Origin of the sequence: Variovorax sp. J2P1-31 (assembly GCF_030317215.1) — a bacterium.
GTDB lineage: Bacteria > Pseudomonadota > Gammaproteobacteria > Burkholderiales > Burkholderiaceae_C > Variovorax.
On sequence record NZ_JASZYA010000001.1, the window covers coordinates 609,316 to 627,308 of the forward strand.

Annotated in this window: 17 protein-coding genes; 11 read left to right on the forward strand and 6 right to left on the reverse strand. The window is 70.3% G+C overall.

The features are described 5' to 3' along the window. Positions 1–24 precede the first annotated feature (24 nt). The gene (locus tag QTI20_RS02795) at positions 25–999 is read right to left on the reverse strand and encodes a Bug family tripartite tricarboxylate transporter substrate binding protein (RefSeq protein ID WP_286550420.1); all 975 of its coding nucleotides are present in this window, start codon (positions 997–999) and stop codon (positions 25–27) included. Positions 1,000–1,038: 39 nt separating this feature from the next. Beyond that, positions 1,039–2,730: an acyl-CoA dehydrogenase family protein gene (locus tag QTI20_RS02800; protein ID WP_286550419.1), complete on the reverse strand. Its 1,692-nt coding sequence runs from the start codon at positions 2,728–2,730 to the stop codon at positions 1,039–1,041. Positions 2,731–2,836: 106 nt separating this feature from the next. On the opposite strand from QTI20_RS02800, the gene QTI20_RS02805 reads away from it, so the two are divergent. Beyond that, the gene (locus QTI20_RS02805; RefSeq protein WP_286550417.1) at positions 2,837–3,736 is read left to right on the forward strand and encodes a LysR family transcriptional regulator; all 900 of its coding nucleotides are present in this window, start codon (positions 2,837–2,839) and stop codon (positions 3,734–3,736) included. A 48-nt stretch (positions 3,737–3,784) separates the two neighbouring features. Further along, the gene (gene trxC / locus QTI20_RS02810) at positions 3,785–4,222 is read left to right on the forward strand and encodes a thioredoxin TrxC (protein WP_286550416.1); all 438 of its coding nucleotides are present in this window, start codon (positions 3,785–3,787) and stop codon (positions 4,220–4,222) included. On the opposite strand, the gene QTI20_RS02815 is transcribed toward trxC, so the two are convergent. The 4 genes from QTI20_RS02815 to QTI20_RS02830 form a co-directional block, all read right to left on the reverse strand. Continuing rightward, positions 4,223–5,218 (reverse strand): exostosin domain-containing protein, encoded by a 996-nt coding sequence (locus QTI20_RS02815; protein ID WP_286550413.1) that lies wholly within the window; start codon positions 5,216–5,218, stop codon positions 4,223–4,225. Positions 5,219–5,320: 102 nt separating this feature from the next. Then, the gene (locus tag QTI20_RS02820; RefSeq protein ID WP_286550411.1) at positions 5,321–5,992 is read right to left on the reverse strand and encodes an ABC transporter ATP-binding protein; all 672 of its coding nucleotides are present in this window, start codon (positions 5,990–5,992) and stop codon (positions 5,321–5,323) included. Beyond that, a complete protein-coding gene (locus tag QTI20_RS02825) occupies positions 5,989–7,677 on the reverse strand; it encodes an ABC transporter permease (protein WP_286550410.1) in 1,689 nt (562 codons plus the stop codon). Before QTI20_RS02825 ends, QTI20_RS02820 begins: the two co-directional genes overlap by 4 nt. A gap of 235 nt (positions 7,678–7,912) precedes the next feature. Then, positions 7,913–8,977: a Fe(3+) ABC transporter substrate-binding protein gene (locus tag QTI20_RS02830; protein WP_183023182.1), complete on the reverse strand. Its 1,065-nt coding sequence runs from the start codon at positions 8,975–8,977 to the stop codon at positions 7,913–7,915. Between the two features lie 299 nt (positions 8,978–9,276). Between QTI20_RS02830 and QTI20_RS02835 the strand changes: the two genes are divergently transcribed. From QTI20_RS02835 to QTI20_RS02875, 9 genes are read left to right on the forward strand one after another with little or no spacing between them, the layout of a single operon-like run. Beyond that, on the forward strand, positions 9,277–10,824 hold the full coding sequence (locus QTI20_RS02835; RefSeq protein WP_286550408.1) for a class I adenylate-forming enzyme family protein: 1,548 nt from the start codon (positions 9,277–9,279) through the stop codon (positions 10,822–10,824). A gap of 43 nt (positions 10,825–10,867) precedes the next feature. Then, positions 10,868–11,821, forward strand: a complete 954-nt coding sequence (locus QTI20_RS02840) for an NAD(P)H-dependent flavin oxidoreductase (protein WP_286550407.1) — start codon at positions 10,868–10,870, stop codon at positions 11,819–11,821. Position 11,822: 1 nt separating this feature from the next. After that, entirely contained in the window at positions 11,823–12,953 is a 1,131-nt protein-coding gene (locus tag QTI20_RS02845) for a Re/Si-specific NAD(P)(+) transhydrogenase subunit alpha (RefSeq protein WP_286550406.1), read from the forward strand. A 17-nt stretch (positions 12,954–12,970) separates the two neighbouring features. After that, on the forward strand, positions 12,971–13,303 hold the full coding sequence (locus QTI20_RS02850; protein ID WP_183024257.1) for an NAD(P) transhydrogenase subunit alpha part 2: 333 nt from the start codon (positions 12,971–12,973) through the stop codon (positions 13,301–13,303). Next, a complete protein-coding gene (locus tag QTI20_RS02855) occupies positions 13,300–14,736 on the forward strand; it encodes an NAD(P)(+) transhydrogenase (Re/Si-specific) subunit beta (RefSeq protein ID WP_286550403.1) in 1,437 nt (478 codons plus the stop codon). The genes QTI20_RS02850 and QTI20_RS02855 overlap by 4 nt, the downstream gene beginning before the upstream one ends. A 52-nt stretch (positions 14,737–14,788) precedes the next feature. Then, positions 14,789–15,529, forward strand: a complete 741-nt coding sequence (locus tag QTI20_RS02860) for an SDR family oxidoreductase (protein ID WP_286550401.1) — start codon at positions 14,789–14,791, stop codon at positions 15,527–15,529. Next, positions 15,529–16,293: an enoyl-CoA hydratase gene (locus QTI20_RS02865; protein WP_286574138.1), complete on the forward strand. Its 765-nt coding sequence runs from the start codon at positions 15,529–15,531 to the stop codon at positions 16,291–16,293. The genes QTI20_RS02860 and QTI20_RS02865 overlap by 1 nt, the downstream gene beginning before the upstream one ends. 31 nt (positions 16,294–16,324) lie before the next feature. Then, the gene (locus QTI20_RS02870; RefSeq protein ID WP_286550398.1) at positions 16,325–16,951 is read left to right on the forward strand and encodes a 2-hydroxychromene-2-carboxylate isomerase; all 627 of its coding nucleotides are present in this window, start codon (positions 16,325–16,327) and stop codon (positions 16,949–16,951) included. Positions 16,952–16,992: 41 nt separating this feature from the next. Next, complete coding sequence (locus QTI20_RS02875) at positions 16,993–17,979, forward strand: tripartite tricarboxylate transporter substrate binding protein (protein ID WP_286550396.1); 987 nt, start codon at positions 16,993–16,995, stop codon at positions 17,977–17,979. Positions 17,980–17,993 lie beyond the last annotated feature (14 nt).

The window sequence follows — 17,993 nt, forward strand, 5'->3', positions numbered from 1 at the left end:
TGTTCTTTTTTGGGGGGGAGCGCGTCAGTCGAGCTGCGCGCCGGACTTCTTCACGATGTCCTTCCACTTGTCGCGCTCCGACACGATGAAGCGGCCGAGCTGGGCGGGCGAGCTGTCGCGCGCGGCCTCCAGGCCCTGCGAGGCGAAGAGCTGCTTGACCTTGGGCGTGTCGAGCACCTCGACGAAGGCGTGATTGAGCTTGGCGATGCGATCGGGCGGCGTGCCGGCCGGCGCGACGATGCCGAAGAACACGCTCACGTCGTAGCCGGCCACGCCCTGTTCCGCGACGGTCGGCAGTTCGGGCAGGGCCTGCGAGCGCGCGGCCGTGGTGATGCCCAGCGCGCGCAGCTTGTCGGTCTTGACGTAGGGCAGGGCGGTGAGCACGTCGGTGAAGCTCATGCTCACCTGGCCGCCCAGCAGGTCGTTGAGCGCCGGGCCCGTGCCCTTGTACGGGATGTGCTGCAGGTCGATGCCGGCCGTGGCGTTGAACAGCACGCCGGCCAGGTGCGAGGACGCGCCGTTGCCCGACGAGGCATAGCTGAGCTTGCCCGGGTTGGCCTTGGCATAGGCGATCAGCTCCTTCACGTTCTTCACCGGCAGCGCGGGATTGACCACCAAGATGTTCGGCAGGTAGCCGACCTGGATCACGGGCGCGAAGCTCTTCACCGGGTCGTAGCCCGGCTTGCGGTAGAGGCTCACGTTGATCGCCAGCGGGCCCGAGGTGCCGAACAGCAGCGTCTGGCCGTCGGGCGTGGCGCGCGCCACGTAGTCGGCCCCGATGTTGCCGCCCGCGCCGGCGCGGTTCTCCACGATCATCGGCTGGCCCAGCCGGTCCTTCATCTCGGCCGCCAGCGTGCGCGCCATCGCATCGGTCGGGCCACCGGGCGGGAAGGGGATCACCAGCGTGATCGGCTTGTCGGGGAAGCTGTCGGCATGGGCCGCGGGCAGCAGGGGCAGCGTCGCGATGCCGGCGAGCACGAGGGTGGCGAGAAGTCGCATGGGTGTTGTCTCCGTTGTTGTTCTGGATGATGGAAAGGCTCAGGCCGTGTGCCAGTCGGCGGGCACGGCCGATGCCACCAGCGGGTCGCGCGGCAGCACGCGGTGCAGCAGCACCGACTGGGCCCAAGCCACGCGTTGGGCCGAGCCGCCGCGCGCGCCTTCCCAGGCCATCGCGATCGCGCTGACCACGTGGTAGAGGGCCGAGGCAGCCTGGCGCGCGAGCCGGTCGCCGCCGTCCTCGGCCGCGAGCAGCGTGAGCCGGGCCGCGCGCTCCAGCGCCTCGCGCAGCGCCGCGGCGAAGGCCGGCGCCAGCGGCGCGTCGTCGACCAGTGCCGCGAAATGCGCCTGCAGCACCGGCAGCGAACCTTCGCGCTTGACCGCGCGCAGCACGTCGAGCGCGACGATGTTGCTGGTGCCTTCCCAGATCGAGCCCAGGTGCGCATCGCGCAGCAGCCGCGGGTCGCTCCATTCCTCGATGTAGCCGCAGCCGCCGCGCACTTCCATCGCATCGCCCGTGACCTTGCGCGCATCGCGGCAGGCGCGGAACTTGATGAGCGGCGTGAGGATGCGCAGCAGCGGGTAGGCGCCGGTGTCGCCGCCGTCGGAGCGCGCCAGCGCCTGCGCGGTCTGGAACACCATGCTGCGCGCCTGCTCGGCGGGCAGGCGCAGCTTCTCGAGCTGGCGCTGCATCAGCGGCATGTCTTCCAGCCGCTGGCCGAAGGCGCGGCGCTCGTGCGCGATGTACTCGGCCTCGGCGACCGCGCGGCGCATCAGGCCGGCCGCGCGCACGCCGTTCGACAGCCGCGAGTTGTTCACCATGTCGGCCATCTGCACGAAGCCGCGGCCCTGTTCGCCCATCAGGTAGGCCAGCGCGCCTTCCAGCCGGATCTCGCCGCTGGCCATCGAGCGCGTGCCCAGCTTGTCCTTGAGCCGCAGGATGCGGTAGCGGTTGGCGCTGCCGTCCTCGAGCCGGCGCGGCAGCAGGAACAGCGACACGCCCTTGAGGCCGGGCGCGCCGCCGTCGACGCGGGCCAGCACCATCGCGAAATCGGCATCGGGGTTGGAGCAGAACCACTTGTCGCCGCTCAGGCGCCAATGGCCGTCCTCGTCCTGGTGCGCGCGCGTCTCGGTGGCCGCGATGTCGGAGCCCGCGGCCTGCTCGGTCATGAACATCGCGCCCTGCGCCAGCGTGTCGAAGTCCAGCGACTGGAAGCGCGGCATGAAGCGCTCGACCAGTTCGGGGCTGCCGAACTTCTTCAGGGTGCGGGCCAGCGAATCGGTCATCGAGACCGGGCAGCACAGGCCGAACTCGGCCTGCACGAAGAGGTAGGTCAGCACGTACTTGACCAGCGGCGGCATGCGGCCCCGCCAGCCCAGCGTCTCGTCGCGGTGCGACATGGCAGCCAGGCCGAACTCGCTGAGCGCGAGCCGTTCCATCTCGACGTAGGCCGGGTGCTTGTGCACCCGCGGGTCGTCGATGCCGGTGCGGGTGCGCAGCGTGAGCGTGGGCGGGTTCCGGTCGGCGGTGTGCGCCAGTTCGTCGAGCCGGCCGCCGGCCAGCGCGCCGAGGCGCTCGAAGTGCGGGCGCATGTGGGCCAGCAGGTCGGGCGGCAGGTAGAGCGCGAGCAGGCGGTGCAGCTCGGTGTCGTGGTCGAACAGGCTCCGGCCATGGCGGTCGGGCACGGGATGGGCGGCAATCTCGCCGACGGATGCGGCAGCTTGGCTCGGCATGGGCTTGTCTCCTGGTTCGCCCGCATTCTTCGGCGGCCGATGATTCTTGTCTAATATCGATTTGGTCTTGATCAATCCGATCTGCCTATCGTCGAAAGAACGCCCCATGGAACTGCGCCACCTGCGCTATTTCGTCGTGCTGGCCGAGGAGCTGCACTTCGGCCGCGCGGCGCGCCGGCTCGCGATCTCGCAGCCGCCGCTGAGCGTGGCGATCCGCCAGCTCGAGGACTCGGTGGGCGCGCAGCTGTTCGAGCGCAACAGCAAGGCGGTGCGCCTCACGGCCGCCGGCCAGACGCTGCAGGCCTCGGCGCGCACGCTGCTGCGCGACGCCGAGGAAGCGGCGACCGAGGCGCGGCAGGTGGCGCAGGGCTCGGCCGGGCGGCTGCGCATCGGCTTCGTCGGCGCCATGCTCTACCGCGGCCTGCCGCAGGCGCTGACCCGCTTCCAGGCCGCGCATCCGGCGGTGCGCGTGAGCCTGGTCGAGCTCAATTCGGGCGAGCAGATGACCGAGCTGCTGCAGGACCGCATGGACGTGGGCTTCGTCCACACCGGCCGCGTGCCGGCCGAGCTGCAGGCGCGGCTGCTGGTGTCCGAGCCCTTCGTCGCCTGCCTGCCGGCCGCCCACCGGCTGGCGCGCAAGCGCGCGGTGGCGCTGGCCGACCTGCGCGGCGAACCCTTCGTGCTGTTCTCGCGCAGCGCCTCGCCCGACTACCACGCGCGCATCCTCGCGATCTGCGCCGAAGCCGGCTTCTGGCCCGAGGTGCGGCAGGAGGTGCGGCACTGGCTGGCCGTGGTGTCGATGGTCTCGCAGGGCCTGGGCGTGGCGCTGGTGCCCGACGCGATGCGTCATTCGGCGCTCAAGGGCGCGGTGTTCCGACCGCTGGAGGAGGCCACGCCGCCCTCGGAGGCCTACGGCGTCTGGCCCGCGGGCTCGCCCAACGTGCTGGTGCCGCGGCTGCTCGATGCGGTGCTGCGCAGCCTGGGGCCGCGCGCCGCGGCGGGATGATTGCAATCGGCCGCGCCGCCCCTAGATGAAAGACACCGAGGACACCCCATGACCGACACCCTGCACATCGTCTGCCCGCACTGCCACACCACCAACCGCGTGCGCAACGACCAGCTCGGCAGCGCACCCGACTGCGGCAGCTGCCATCGAACGCTGTTCGCGGGCCGTTCGGTGGCGCTGAACGAATCGGCTTTCGACCGCCACATCGCGCGCAACGAGATCCCGGTGCTGGTCGATTTCTGGGCACCCTGGTGCGGCCCCTGCCGCCAGATGGCGCCGGGCTTCGAAACCGCGGCGGCGAAGCTGGAGCCGCGCGTGCGCCTGGCCAAGGTCGACACCGAGGCCGTGCCCGCGCTGGGCGCGCGCTTCAACATCCGCAGCATCCCCACGCTCGCGCTGTTCAAGGGCGGCCGCGAGATCGCGCGGCAGGCCGGTGCCATGGGCAGCGCCGACATCGTGCGCTGGGCCGAGGCACAGCTGCGCTGATCAGTGCCGGACCTTCTCCAGCACCCGCGTCAGCTTGTTGGCGATGCGCTGGGGCAGCGTCCAGCCGTTGAGCCGCGCCATCCGCGGTGAGCGCCAGCGGGCGAACTCCGCTTCGGCCGAGCCGCCCGGGTCGGCGTTGCGGATCAGGGCCAGCAGCGCATCGGCGTAGTAGGGGAAGATCCGCTCGGGGCTGAAATGCACCTGCCAGGCCCGGTGCGCGGCCTCGCCCATCGCCAGGTGCTCGGCGGCCCGGGCCTCGAGCCGCTGCTGCAGGGTGGCCAGTTCCGCCTCCGGCACCTTGACCGACAGGCTGCGCCAGTCCGGCCCCGGCGGCTCGACGAACTCGTCGGCCAGGATCGCCGGCGCCACGCCCAGCGCCATGCTCTCGAACACCCGCATCGATGCCGGGGCCCAGCCGCCCGGGCACAGCGAGAACTTGCCCGAGCGCAGCAGCTCGACATAGCGCCGCTTCTCGTCCGGTCCATGGTTGAGCCAGCTCTCGGTGGATTCGGCCTTGAACGCTGGCGAGCGGCTGCAGACGTCGAGCAGGCCCTGGCGCAGCTTGCGGTTCGATTTGGGGTTGCCGCGCCAGGTGGCCAGCAGCGTGGCCGGCGGTCGCGGCGTGCCGGCCTGGGCCGCCACCTCTTCGTTGGGCTGGGCGACGAAGGGGATGGCCGCGTGCAGCTTCGGATCGAAGCGGCTGCGCTGCAGGCAGGTGTAGAGGCCGCGCAGCAGGCCGGCCGCGGCGTCGTCCTCGTTGAGCGTGTAGACCTTGTGCGCAAAGCGCCCCACGACCGGGTCGGCGACCAGCATGTCGATGTAGCGCCACTCGCGGAAGGCCCAGGGCTCGTGCAGGATCAGCGCGTCGGCCTCTTCGATGTCACCGACTTCGACGACGCCGGGGCGGGTCAGCAGTTCGGCGCGCAGCGCGTCGAGGCGTTGGGGGTCGGCGCTGGCCAGCGGGGTGTCGGCGGGCGTGAGAAAGCGGAGCTTCATGCGGCGGGACCTGGAAGGAGGGCACCGGAGCCGGCGCTGCATCGCAATATAAGCGCGGGGGTCGCCGGCCCTGGTCCTTGGCCGGAAATTTGAGCTTTTGACCTACACCCAGCGGCTCAGACGGCCGTTGTGCATGGTGCCGATGCGGTCGGCCATGACCTGGGCCTCGCGTTCGTTGTGCGTGACCAGGATGGCGGTCTGGCCGGCCTGGCGCAGGATGTCGCGCACCTCGGCCGTGAGCCGCTCGCGCGTCGCGCCGTCGAGGTTGGAGAAGGGCTCGTCGAGCAGCAGCAGCGCGGGCGCGGGCGCGAGCGCGCGGGCCAGCGCGATGCGCTGCTGCTGGCCGCCCGACAGCTCGTGGGGAAAGCGCGCGCCGGCTTCGGCCAGGCCGACCAGCGCCAGCATGTCCCGCACCCGTGCGGTGCGTTCGGCCGCCGCCGCGCGCCGCAGGCCGAAGCCCACGTTCTGCGCGGCCGTGAGGTGCGGGAACAGCGCGTACTCCTGGAACATCATGCCGACGCGCCGCTTCTCGGGCGGCAGGTGGCGCTCGGCCGTCGACAGCAGCACCTCGCCCAGTTCGATGCGCCCCGCGCGCACCGGCTCGAAGCCCGCGATGGCGCGCAGCACCGTGGTCTTGCCGCAGCCCGAGGGGCCGAGCAGGCAGCCGATCCGGCCGGCCTCGAGCGCGAGCGAGAAGCCCTCGACCACCGTGTGCAGGCCGCGCGGGCCCTGGTAGCCGAGTCGCAAGTCGTGGATGTTCAGGGCGGCGGTCATGGGTGGAGATTCTCGGAGAGCGGCGCGCCGGCATCGGGCGCGCCGCGGAACTGCGTGCGCGCCAGCAGCACCACGGGCAGCAGGCCGGCCACCACGATGGCCAGCGCCGCGATGGCGCCTTCCTCGTAGGTGCCGCGGGCCGCTTCGGCATAGAGCCAGGTCGCGAGGGTGTCGAAGTTGGCGGGCCGCAGCAGCAGCGTGGCGGGCAGCTCCTTCATCGCGTCGACGAAGACCAGCAGCGCGCTGGCCGCGATGGCCGGCTGCAGCAGCGGCAGGTGCACGCGGCGCAGCGTGCCGCCGGCGTTCTCGCCGAGCAGGCGCGAAGCCTGTTCGAGCGCGGGCGGGATGCGTGCCAGGCCGGATTCGATGCCGCCCACCGGCATGGCCAGGAAGCGGATCACGCAGGCGACCACCAGCACCACGCCCAGCCCCATCAGCGGCAGCCCGGGCAGGCGCAGCCCCTCGGCCAGCTGCGCATCGAAGGCCAGCGCGGGCGTGAGCAGGCCGATGGCCAGCACCGTGCCCGGCAGCGCATAGCCCAGCGTGGCCACGCGGGCCTGCCAGCGCGCGCGGTTGGGCATCGAGCCGTGGCTGCGCGCGGTCCAGGCGACCACCAGGCCGGCCGCCACCGCGATCACGGTCACGCCCATGGCCAGCGCCAGCGTGTTGCCCAGGCTGTGCACCAGTCCTTGGGACACGCCCTGGCCCAGCCGCAGGCGCTTGAAGCTTTCCCACACCAGGTAGGCCGCCGGCGCGGCGAAGCCGATCAGCACCGGCAGCGCCGCGGCCGCGGTCGCGGCCCAGGCGGCCGCACCGCGCAGCGCGCGCGGCTGCATCGCGCGCATGCGCTGCGCCGAACCGAAGCGCTGGTGGCGCCGGCCGTGGCGCTCGAGCAGCACCAGCAGCACCACCACCAACAGCATCGCGCAGGCGATCTGCGCCGCGCCCGCGAGGTCGGAGCGCGTGATCCAGGTCGTGTAGACGGACACGGTCAGGGTGTTGATGCCCAGGAATTCCGAGGCCCCGATGTCGTTGAGCGTCTCCAGCAGCGCCAGGCTCAGGCCCACCGCCAGCGCCGGCCGCGCGAGCGGCAGCGCCACCCGCCGGAAGGCGCCGAAGCGGCCTTCGCCCAGCGTGCGCGCGGCTTCCATCAGGTGGGCCGGCTGCGTCATGAACATCGCGCGCGCCGTCATGTAGACATAGGGATAGAGCACGAAGCCCAGCACGAAGATCGCGCCGCCCATCGAGCGCAGGTCGGGCAGGCGGAACTGGCGCGGGCTGTCGTAACCCAGCAGCCAGCGGATCGCGCCCTGCACCGGGCCGATCGGGTGCAGCAGGTCGAGGTAGGCGAAGGCCACGATGTAGGTCGGCATCGCCAGCGGCAGCAGCAGCGCCCAGTGCAGCACGCGCCGGCCGGGGAAATCGCAGCTGCTCACCAGCCAGGCGCAGCCCGTGCCGATCACCAGCACCACCGTGCCCACCCCCGCCAACAGCACCGCGGTGTTGAGCGCGGCCTGCGGCAGCACGTAGCGCAGCAGGTGCGCCCAATGCGAAAGATCGGCGCCCAGCGCCAGCCAGGCCAGCGTGGCCACCGGCGCCAGCACGCCCAGCGCCACCAGCAGCGTGGCAACCCGCCACAGCGGCCCGGCCGCACGAAGACCTTCAGGACGACGGCCGAAACTCAAACCCAACACACACCGCCCATGAACTGATTTATCGACTTATTCCAGGAACACCGTGGAACCGGCTTCGCCGGGCCACCGGTGTTGCCCCCGGAGGGGGGAAGGGCGACGCGACACGAAGTGCGCAAAGCCCCTCGGGGGGAGCCAGTGCTTTCGGCTTTGCCGGGCCACCGGTGTTGCCCCCGGAGGGGGAAGGGCGAAGCGACACGAAGTGCGCTAGCCCCTCGGGGGGGAGCCATCACTGATCGAACCCGACCTTGTCGACCAGCGCGCTCGCCTGCTTGCGGTACTTCGCGATCTCGGTCAGCGGCAGCGGGTCGACCTTCAACTCGCCGATGGCCTGGCCGATGATCGGGTCGAGCGCCACGCCCTTGCGCACCGGGTACTCGTAGTTGGCCTGCGCGTACAGCGACTGGGCCGATTCCGACACCAGGAACTCGAGCAGCTTGACCGCATTGGCGCGCTGCGGCGCGTTCTTCGCCACCGATGCGCCGCTGATGTTGACGTGCGTGCCGCCGCTCTTGGCGTTGGCGAAGGTCGGGCGGATCACCTGGATCGCGTCGCCCCACTTGCGCGCGTCGCTGCCTTCCTTCGAGGCCTTCATCTGGCCCACGTAGTAGGAGTTGGCCAGGCCGATGTCGCAGATGCCGCCCAGGATGTCGCGCGCCACGTCGCGGTCGCCGCCGGTGGCCTTGCGTGCCAGGTTGGCCTTCACGCCGCGCAGCCACTGCTCGGTCTTGGCTTCGCCGTCGTGCGCGATCAGCGAGGCGATCAGCGCGGTGTTGTAGGGGTGCTGGCCGGCGCGGATGCAGACCTTGCCCTTCCACTTGGGATCGGCCAGGTCTTCGTAGCGGAAGCTGTTGATCTTCATGGCCTTGTCGGCGTACAGCACGCGGGCGCGCATCGACAGGCCGAACCACTGGCCGTCGGCGCCGCGCAGGTTGGCCGGGATCGCGGATTCGAGCACCGCCGACTTCACCGGCTGCGTCACGCCGCCTTCGACCAGGTCGAGCAGGTTGCCCGCATCCACCGTCATCAGCACGTCGGCCGGCGAACGCGCGCCCTCGGCCTTGACGCGCTCGAGCAGGCCGTCCTTCACGAACACCGTGTTGACCTGGATCTTGGTGGTGGCGGTGAAGGCCGACAGCAGCGGCTGGATCAGGCCGGGCTCGCGCGTGGTGTAGAGCGTGAGCGACTCGGCGGCCTGGGCCGGCAGCGCGGCTGCGGCGAGGCAGGCGATGGAAACGAGGGAGCTCAGGGCACGCAAGGGGCTGCGGCCGGTCGCGCGCAGGCGGTCGGTCATGAAGGGGTTCTCCTGGGTGGACGTGGAGGCGGCTGCCGGGTGGCGGCCGCGGTCTCATCGGGCGGTGCCGATGCGAATCATTATCAAGTTCGCCGGCCACGGTCCGGGCGATTGGACCTACAAGGCTGCGGCCTATTCCGCCCGCGGGGGAGGGGAAAAGGGTTTTCCCTTGGCTCATGTTCTGCATTGCAGTCCTGGACTGCGTCGATCGGGCCATTCTGCAGACTGCAAAACCGCTCGGCGGAATAAGATTCCGCAAAAGCGCAGTACCTGAAGTGCGCAGCCCAGACGGAGACACCATGCCAGCCCTTGCCCATCCCGGCGCCGCGCCCACGCGGCTTCACCAGCTGATCGACCCCTGGGTCGCCGCCCGGCCCGACGCCCTGGCCGTGGCCGACGCCCATGTGTCGCTCGACTATGCGCAACTGCATGCGGTGACCGTGGCCGCGGCGGCCCAACTCCAGTCGCTGGGCGTGCGGGCCGGCGACCGGGTGCTGATCGTGGGCGAGAACTGCGCGGCCGTCGGCGTCTTCGTGCTCGCGCTGAGCCGGCTCGATGCCTGGGCCAGCGTGGTCAACGCCCGGCTGTCGGCGCGCGAGGTCGACGACTTCGTGGTCCATTCGGGCGCGCGCCGCGTGCTCTACACCCCCCATGTCTCGGCCGATGCGCAGAAGCATGCGGAGCGCCATGGCGCGCAGGCGGTCGAGTGGGCGGGCCTGGGCCCGCTGCCGGTCGGCCCGCTGGCCGAGGCGGTCGCGCCCGAGCCCTGCCACGCGGCGGCCGAGGACCAGGTCGCGGCGCTGATCTACACCTCGGGCACCTCGGGCGCGCCCAAGGGCGTGATGCTGACCCATGCCAACCTGATGTTCGCGGCCATGGCCTCGGTCCACATCCGCCGCTTCGGGCCCGGCGACCTGATCTACAGCGCGCTGCCCATGGCCCACGTGGTGGGCCTGTCGACCCAGTTCCTGGGCTGCATGGCCAGCGGCTCGGCCGTGCTGCTCGAGCCGCGCTTCTCGCCCGCGGCCATGGCCCGGGCCTTCGCCGACAAGGGCGTGACCGCCTTCACCGGCGTGCCCGCGATGTTCGTCAAATTGCTCGAATGGTCGCGCGACCAGGGCGTGCCGCTGGCCGCGCCCAAGCTGCGCTTCCTCTGCGTGGCGGGCTCGCCGCTCACGCCCGCGCTCAAGGCCGACGTGGAGCAGGTCTTCGGCCTGCAGCTCAACAACGGCTACGGCCTGACCGAGACCGCGCCTACCGTGGCCCAGACCCGCATCGACGTGCGGCGCGACGACTGCGCGGTCGGCGTGCCGCTGCCGGGCGTCGAGACGCGCATCGTCGACGCCACGGGCGCCGAGGTGCCCGATGCACAGATCGGCGAACTGTGGGTGCGCGGGCCCAACCTCATGAAGGGCTACTACCGCAACGCGGCGCAGACGCGCGCGGCGATCAACGCCGAGGGCTGGTTCAACACCGGCGACATGGCGCGGCGCACCGACGACGGCGCGCTGCTGATCGTGGGGCGCAGCAAGGAACTGATCATCCGCTCGGGCTTCAACGTCTACCCGGTCGAGGTCGAGCAGGTGCTCAACAGCCACCCGGACGTGGTGCAGTCGGCGGTGGTCGGCCGCACGGTCGAGCACAACGAGGAGGTGGTGGCCTTCATCGAGACGGTGTCGGGCGCGGCCTTCGACGAGCCGGCCCTGCGCCTCTACCTGCGCGAGCGGCTCTCGCCCTACAAGCTGCCCACCGAGATCCACTGCCTGGCGCAGCTGCCGACCACGCCCTCCGGAAAGATCCTCAAGACCGCGCTCGAGGCCATCGCCCGCCAGCAAAGCGCCGCCTGAGCGCCGCGCTCCCGTTTTTTCGCAACTTCACCAGGAGCCTCGCATGGCCCTTCCCGACCTCCTCAAGGACCGGCTGTCCCTGCCGCTGATCGGCTCGCCGCTGTTCATCATCTCGAACCCCGAGCTCGTGCTGGCCCAGTGCCTGGCCGGCGTGGTCGGCTCCTTCCCCGCGCTCAACGCGCGGCCCAAGGAACTGCTCGACGAATGGCTCACGCAGATCACCGGCACGCTGGCCGCGGCCCGCGCGGCCGAGCCGCAGCGCCGCATCGCGCCCTTCGCGGTCAACCAGATCATCCATGCGTCGAACGACCGGCTCGACCACGACATGGCGCTGTGCGTGAAGCACCGCGTGCCGATCGTGATCACCAGCCTCTCGGCCCCGACCGACTACGTGGCACCGATCCATGCCTACGGCGGCCTGGTGTTCCACGACGTGACCAACGTGCGGCACGCGAAGAAGGCGCTCGAGGCCGGCGTCGACGGCCTGATCCTGGTGTGCGCCGGCGCGGGCGGCCATGCCGGCACCATGAGCCCCTTCGCGCTGGTCAGCGAGGTGCGCCAGTTCTTCGACGGCCCGATCGCGCTCTCGGGCTCGATCACCTCCGGTGCGCATGTGGCGGCGGCGCGCGCGATGGGCGCCGACCTGGCTTACGTCGGCACGCGCTTCATCGCCACGCCCGAGGCCAATGCGCAGGAGGGCTACAAGAAGATGATCGTCGACAGCGCCGCGGCCGAGGTCACCTACACGCCGCTGTTCACCGGCGTGCACGGCAACTACCTGGCCCGCAGCATCGCGGCCGCGGGGCTGGACCCGGCGAACCTGCCGACCGCCGACAAGACCTCGATGAACTTCGGCTCGACCCGCATCAAACCCTGGAAGGACGTCTGGGGCGCGGGGCAGGGCGTGGGCAACATCCGCGAGGTGCTGCCGACGGCGGACCTGATCGCGCGCATGGTGCGGGAGTACCGCACTGCGCTCCACGGACTGGCGGCTTGAGATGAAGATCGGCATCCCCGCGGAGACGCTGGCCGGAGAAACACGCGTGGCGGTGACGCCGGAGACCGCGAAGAAGCTGGTGGCGCAGGGCCACGCGGTGATCGTTCAATCGGGCGCGGGCGTTGCGGCCAGCGTGACCGATGCGGCCTATGAGGCCGTCGGTGCACGCATCGTCGATGCGGCCGAGGCCTTGGCCGCCGAGATCGTGCTCAAGGTGCGCGCACCGTCCGATGCCGAAGCCGCGCGGCTCAAGCCCGGTGCGGTGGTCATCGGCATGCTCAACCCCTTCGATGCCGCGGGCCTGCAGCGCCTGGCGGGTGCCGGTGCGGTGGGCTTCGCATTGGAAGCGGCCCCGCGCACCACCCGTGCGCAGAGCATGGACGTGCTGTCCTCCCAGGCCAACATCGCCGGCTACAAGGCCGTGATGATCGCGGCCGACCAGTACCAGCGCTTCTTCCCCATGCTCATGACGGCGGCGGGCACGGTCAAGGCCGCGCGTGTGGTGATCCTGGGCGTGGGGGTGGCGGGCCTGCAGGCGATCGCCACGGCCAAGCGCTTGGGCGCAGTGATCGAGGCCTCCGACGTGCGCCCCAGCGTGAAGGAACAGATCGAATCGCTGGGCGGCAAGTTCATCGAGGTGTCGTACGACACGCCCGAAGAAAAGGAAGCGGCTGTCGGCGTGGGCGGTTATGCCAAGCCCATGCCCGCGAGCTGGCTGGCGCGCCAGCAGGTCGAAGTGGCCAAGCGCGTGGCGCTGGCGGACATCGTGATCAGCACGGCGCTGATCCCCGGGCGTGCCGCCCCGACGCTGATCACCGAAGAGATGGTCAAGAGCATGAAGCCGGGCTCGGTGATCGTGGACATCGCCGCGGGCAAGGGCGCCGATGGCGTGGGCGGCAACTGCCCGCTGTCGGAAGCCGACCGCACGGTGGTCAAGCACGGCGTGACCATCGTGGGCGAGACCAACCTGCCCGCGCGCGTGGCGGCCGATGCGTCGGCGCTGTATGCGCGCAACGTGCTGGACTTCCTCAAGCTGATCTGCCCCAAGGAGGGCGGCCTGAAGATCGACCTCGAGGACGACATCGTGGCGGCCTGCCTGGTCACGCGCGACGGCCAAGTGACGCGCAAGTAAAAGAACAAGGAGCCGACATGGATTCCGTCAACCCGACCGTCATCAACCTGATCATCTTCGTGCTGGCCATCTACGTGGGCTACCACGTGGTGTGGACGGTCACGCCCGCGCTGCACACGCCGCTGATGGCGGTGACCAACGCGATCTCCGCGATCGTGATCGTGGGCGCGATGCTCGCGGCCGCGCTCACCACCACGCCGCTGGGCAAGACCATGGGCGTGCTGGCCGTGGCGCTGGCCGCGGTCAACGTCTTCGGCGGCTTCCTGGTGACCCGGCGCATGCTGGAGATGTTCAGGAAGAAAGAGAAGAAGACGGCCGCACCCGCTGCCGGCAAGGGAGACGCAGCATGAGCATGAGCCTCGTCACGCTGCTGTACCTCATCGCCAGCGTCTGCTTCATCCAGGCCCTGAAGGGCTTGTCTCATCCCACCACCTCCATCCGCGGCAACGTCTTCGGCATGACCGGCATGGCGATCGCGGTGCTGACCACGATCGCGCTGATCCATGGCCAGGCGAAAGCCTTGAACATCGACTTCGGCACCGGCATCGCCTACGTGCTGGTGGCGCTGGTCGTGGGTGGCGGCCTGGGCGCCTACATGGCCAACAAGGTCGAGATGACCAAGATGCCCGAGCTGGTGGCCTTCATGCACAGCATGATCGGGCTGGCGGCGGTGTTCATCGCGGTCGGGGCCGTGGCCGAACCTTGGGCCTTCGGCATCGCGGCGCAGGGCACGCCCATCCCCACGGGCAACCGCCTGGAGCTGTTCCTGGGCGCGGCCATCGGCGCGATCACCTTCAGCGGCTCGGTGATCGCCTTCGGCAAGCTCTCGGGCAAGTACAAGTTCCGCCTGTTCCAGGGCGCGCCGGTGCAGTTCTCGGGCCAGCACATGCTCAACCTGGTGCTGGGCCTCTTGACCATCGCGCTGGGCCTGGTGTTCGTCTTCACCGAGAGCTGGACCGCCTTCTTCGCGATGCTGGCGCTGGCCTTCGTGATGGGCGTGCTGATCATCATCCCGATCGGTGGCGCGGACATGCCCGTGGTGGTGTCGATGCTCAACAGCTACTCGGGCTGGGCGGCGGCGGGCATCGGCTTCAGCCTGAACAACGCCATGCTGATCATCGCGGGCAGCCTGGTGGGCAGCTCGGGCGCGATCCTGAGCTACATCATGTGCAAGGCGATGAACCGCAGCTTCTTCAACGTGATCCTGGGCGGCTTCGGCGGCGAGGCGGTCACGGCCGGCGGCGGGGCCAAGGAGCAGCGGCCGGTGAAGAGCGGCAGTGCCGATGACGCGGCCTTCGTGCTCTCCAATGCCGAGACGGTGGTGATCGTGCCCGGCTATGGCCTGGCGGTGGCACGCGCGCAGCACGCGGTCAAGGAACTCGCGCAGAAGCTCACCGACAAGGGCATCACGGTGAAGTACGCGATCCACCCGGTGGCCGGGCGCATGCCGGGGCACATGAACGTGCTCTTGGCCGAGGCCGAGGTGCCCTACGACCAGGTGTTCGAGATGGAGGACATCAACGGCGAGTTCGGCCAGGCCGACGTGGCGATCATCCTGGGTGCGAACGACGTGGTGAACCCCGCGGCGCACACCAAGGGCAGCGCGATCTACGGCATGCCGATCCTGGAGGCCTACAAGGCCAAGACGGTGATCGTGAACAAGCGCTCCATGGCCGCGGGCTACGCGGGCCTGGACAACGAACTCTTCTACATGGACAAGACCATGATGGTCTTCGGCGACGCCAAGAAGGTCGTCGAAGACATGGGCAAGGCGATCGAGTAGGCCGCGCACACCGCACCGGCCGATCCACATCAGCACAACGAAGGAGCTGCACATGAAGGACGACAAGACAGGAAAGAAGGCGATCCTGGTGATCGGCGCCGGCGACGCCACCGGCGGCGCCATCGCCAAGCGCTTCGCGCGCGAGGGCTACATCGCCTGCGTGACGCGCCGCCAGGCCGAGAAGCTCGCGCCGCTGGTCGACGAGATCAAGGCCGAGGGCGGCGAGGCGCACGGCTTCGGCAGCGACGCGCGCAAGGAAGAGGAGATGGTGGCGCTGGTCGCGCAGATCGAGCGCGACATCGCGCCGATCGAGGTGGCGGTGTTCAACATCGGCGCCAATGTGCGCTTCGGCATCACCGAGACCACGGCGCGGGTGTACTTCAAGGTCTGGGAGATGGCCTGCTTCGGCGGCTTCCTCATGGGCCGCGAGACCGCCAAGGCGATGCTGCCGCGCGGCCGCGGCACGATCATCTTCACGGGGGCCACGGCCAGCCTGCGCGGGCGCGATGGCTATGCGGCCTTCTCGACCGCCAAGCAGGGCCTGCGCGCGCTGGCCCAGAGCATGGGCCGCGAACTCTGGCCCAAGGGCATCCACGTGGCGCACCCGGTGATCGACGGCGCGATCGACACCGAGTTCATCCGCACCACCTTCCCCGAGCGCTACGCGCTCAAGGAACAGGGCGGCATCCTGAGCCCCGAGGCCATCGCCGACGCCTACTGGCAGATCCACATGCAGCCGCGCAACGCGTGGACGCACGAGACCGAACTGCGTCCCTGGATGGAGGCCTGGTGATGAACGACACGACGAACGACATCTCCCACGCGCTCGAGGCCGGCGTGCTGCGCCTGGGCTTCGACCGCCCGGCACGCAAGAACGCCATGACCGGCGCGATGTACCTCGCGCTGGCCGAGGCGCTGCAGCAGGCCGATGCCGACGACGCGGTGCGCGTGGTGGTGATCCACGGCAACGAGGACGCCTTCTGCGCCGGCAACGACATCGGCGACTTCGCGGCCGCCGCGCCCAGCGAGGGCGAGCGCCCCTCGGCGCGCTTCATGAAGGCGCTGCTGCGCATGGGCAAGCCCGTGGTGGCGGCGGTCAACGGGCCGGCGGTGGGCATCGGCGCGACGATGCTGCTGCACTGCGACCTGGTCTATGCGGGCAGCGCCGCGAAGCTGGTGTTCCCGTTCGCCAAGCTGGGCCTGTGCCCGGAGTTCGCCTCGACGCTCCTGCTGCCGGCCAAGCTCGGCCACCAGCGCGCGGCCGCGCTGCTGATGCTGGGCGAGCCCTGCACCGCCGCCGAGGCACAGGCGCTGGGCCTGGTCAACGCGGTGCTGCCGCCGGCCGAGGTGCTGCCGCAGGCCTTGAAGGCGGCGGCGCAACTGGCCGCGACCTCGGCGCCGTCGCTGCGTGCCACCAAGGCGCTGATGCGCGGCGAGGAACTCGCGGGCTACGAGGCCCGCATCGCGCAGGAGAACGCGCAGTTCGCGCAACTGCTCGCCTCGCCCGAGGCCAAGGCCGCCTTCGCCGCGTTCCTGCAGCGCGGCAAGGGCGGTTGAGCGAATGCATCCAGAGACCCAGGAGACCACCGTGCGCCCCCAAGTTCCCGTCCACTTCCTGTTCGACTTCGGCAGCCCCAATGCCTACATGTGCCACCGCGTGATCCCCGAGATCGAGGCCCGCACCGGTGCCGTGTTCACCTACATGCCGATGCTGCTGGGCGGGCTGTTCAAGCTCAGCAACAACCGCTCGCCGGCCGAGGCCTTCGCGGACATCGCGAACAAGCGCGCCTACGACAAGCTCGAGGTGCGCCGCTTCGTCGCGAAGCACGGCCTCTCGCGCTACCGGCCCAACCCCTTCTGGCCGGTCAACACGCTGCAGACCATGCGCGGCGCGGTGGCGGCGCAGAAGCTGGGCTTCTTCGAGCCCTACGTGGAGGCGGTCTACGCCGCCATGTGGGAGCAGGGCCTGGACATGGCCGACCGCGAAGTCATCGTGCGCACGCTGGATGCGGCCGGGCTCGACGGCCTGGCGATCTACGAGGGCACGCAGGACGCCGAGGTCAAGGCCGAGCTGATGGCCAACACGCAGCGCGCCTACGAGCGCGGCGCCTTCGGTTCGCCGACCTTTTTCGTCGGCGACGAGATCTTCTTCGGCAAGGACCGGCTGCGCGAGGTCGAGGAAGAGATCGTGCGCGCGCAGGCCGCCGCGGCCTGAGCGCGCCGACGACCCCATCCCAAGAGAGACAGGAGACAAGAATGAACACCCGACTTTTCATGCGCACGCTCGGTGCGGCCTGGGCGCTGGCCGCCCTTGCGCCCCTGGCGCAGGCGCAGCAGGACAGCGTCACCAACTACCCCGTGCGGCCGATCCGCGTGATGATCGGCTTCGCGCCCGGCGGCTCGACCGATGCGCCGATGCGCGTGCTGGCCGAGCGCGTGGCCAGGATCCTCAAGCAGCCGGTGGTGATCGAGAACAAGCCCGGCGCGGCCGGCGTGATCCCGACGCAGGTGCTGCAGTCCTCGCCCAACGACGGCTACACGCTGGCCATCGCGCCGGCCGGCGTCTACCGCATCCCCTACACCACCGACCTCAAGTGGGACCCGGCGACCGACCTGAGCTACGTCATCGGCATCACCGGCTATGCCTTCGGCACCGTGGTGCAGTCCTCGTCCTCGATCAAGACCATGGCCGACTTCATCGCCCAGGCCAAGGCCCGGCCCGGCGAAGTCACCTACAGCACGCCGGGCGTGGCGACCACCAACCACCTGACGATGGAGCAGGTGTCGCGCATCGCGGGCATCCAGCTCAACCACGTGCCCTACAAGGGCTCGGCCGAATCGCTGCAGGGGCTGCTCGCGGGCCAGGTCGACTCGGCCGCCGAGACCTCGGCCTTCGTGCCGCAGGTGGACAGCGGCAAGCTGCGGCTGATCGCGGTCTGGGGCGCCAAGCGCATGGCGCGCTACCCCAACGTGCCCACGCTCCGCGAGCTGGGCATCGACATCGTCCAGACCTCTCCCTGGGGCCTGGTCGCGCCCAAGGGCACCGACCCGCGCATCGTCGCGCGGCTGCACGACGCCTTCAAGGAGGCGATGGCCTCGCCGGCCTTCCTCGAGGTGCTGGCGCGCTACGACATGGAGCCCGACTACCGGAGTTCCAAGGACTTCCAGCACTTCGCCGTCGAGTCGATGAAGCGCGAGAAGGCCATCCTCGACACGCTGGGGCTGAGCCGCGCGCGGCAATGACCGCGCGCGCAAGA

Bases quoted from the DNA above. Each gene is read 5' to 3' on its own strand.
- QTI20_RS02795 (WP_286550420.1), bottom strand. From the start codon at position 999: ATGCGACTTCTCGCCACCCTCGTGCTCGCCGGCATCGCGACGCTGCCC.
- QTI20_RS02800 (WP_286550419.1), bottom strand. From the start codon at position 2,730: ATGCCGAGCCAAGCTGCCGCATCCGTCGGCGAGATTGCCGCCCATCCC.
- QTI20_RS02805 (WP_286550417.1), top strand. From the start codon at position 2,837: ATGGAACTGCGCCACCTGCGCTATTTCGTCGTGCTGGCCGAGGAGCTG.
- trxC (WP_286550416.1), top strand. From the start codon at position 3,785: ATGACCGACACCCTGCACATCGTCTGCCCGCACTGCCACACCACCAAC.
- QTI20_RS02815 (WP_286550413.1), bottom strand. From the start codon at position 5,218: ATGAAGCTCCGCTTTCTCACGCCCGCCGACACCCCGCTGGCCAGCGCC.
- QTI20_RS02820 (WP_286550411.1), bottom strand. From the start codon at position 5,992: ATGACCGCCGCCCTGAACATCCACGACTTGCGACTCGGCTACCAGGGC.
- QTI20_RS02830 (WP_183023182.1), bottom strand. From the start codon at position 8,977: ATGACCGACCGCCTGCGCGCGACCGGCCGCAGCCCCTTGCGTGCCCTG.
- QTI20_RS02835 (WP_286550408.1), top strand. From the start codon at position 9,277: ATGCCAGCCCTTGCCCATCCCGGCGCCGCGCCCACGCGGCTTCACCAG.
- QTI20_RS02840 (WP_286550407.1), top strand. From the start codon at position 10,868: ATGGCCCTTCCCGACCTCCTCAAGGACCGGCTGTCCCTGCCGCTGATC.
- QTI20_RS02845 (WP_286550406.1), top strand. From the start codon at position 11,823: ATGAAGATCGGCATCCCCGCGGAGACGCTGGCCGGAGAAACACGCGTG.
- QTI20_RS02850 (WP_183024257.1), top strand. From the start codon at position 12,971: ATGGATTCCGTCAACCCGACCGTCATCAACCTGATCATCTTCGTGCTG.
- QTI20_RS02855 (WP_286550403.1), top strand. From the start codon at position 13,300: ATGAGCATGAGCCTCGTCACGCTGCTGTACCTCATCGCCAGCGTCTGC.
- QTI20_RS02860 (WP_286550401.1), top strand. From the start codon at position 14,789: ATGAAGGACGACAAGACAGGAAAGAAGGCGATCCTGGTGATCGGCGCC.
- QTI20_RS02865 (WP_286574138.1), top strand. From the start codon at position 15,529: ATGAACGACACGACGAACGACATCTCCCACGCGCTCGAGGCCGGCGTG.
- QTI20_RS02875 (WP_286550396.1), top strand. From the start codon at position 16,993: ATGAACACCCGACTTTTCATGCGCACGCTCGGTGCGGCCTGGGCGCTG.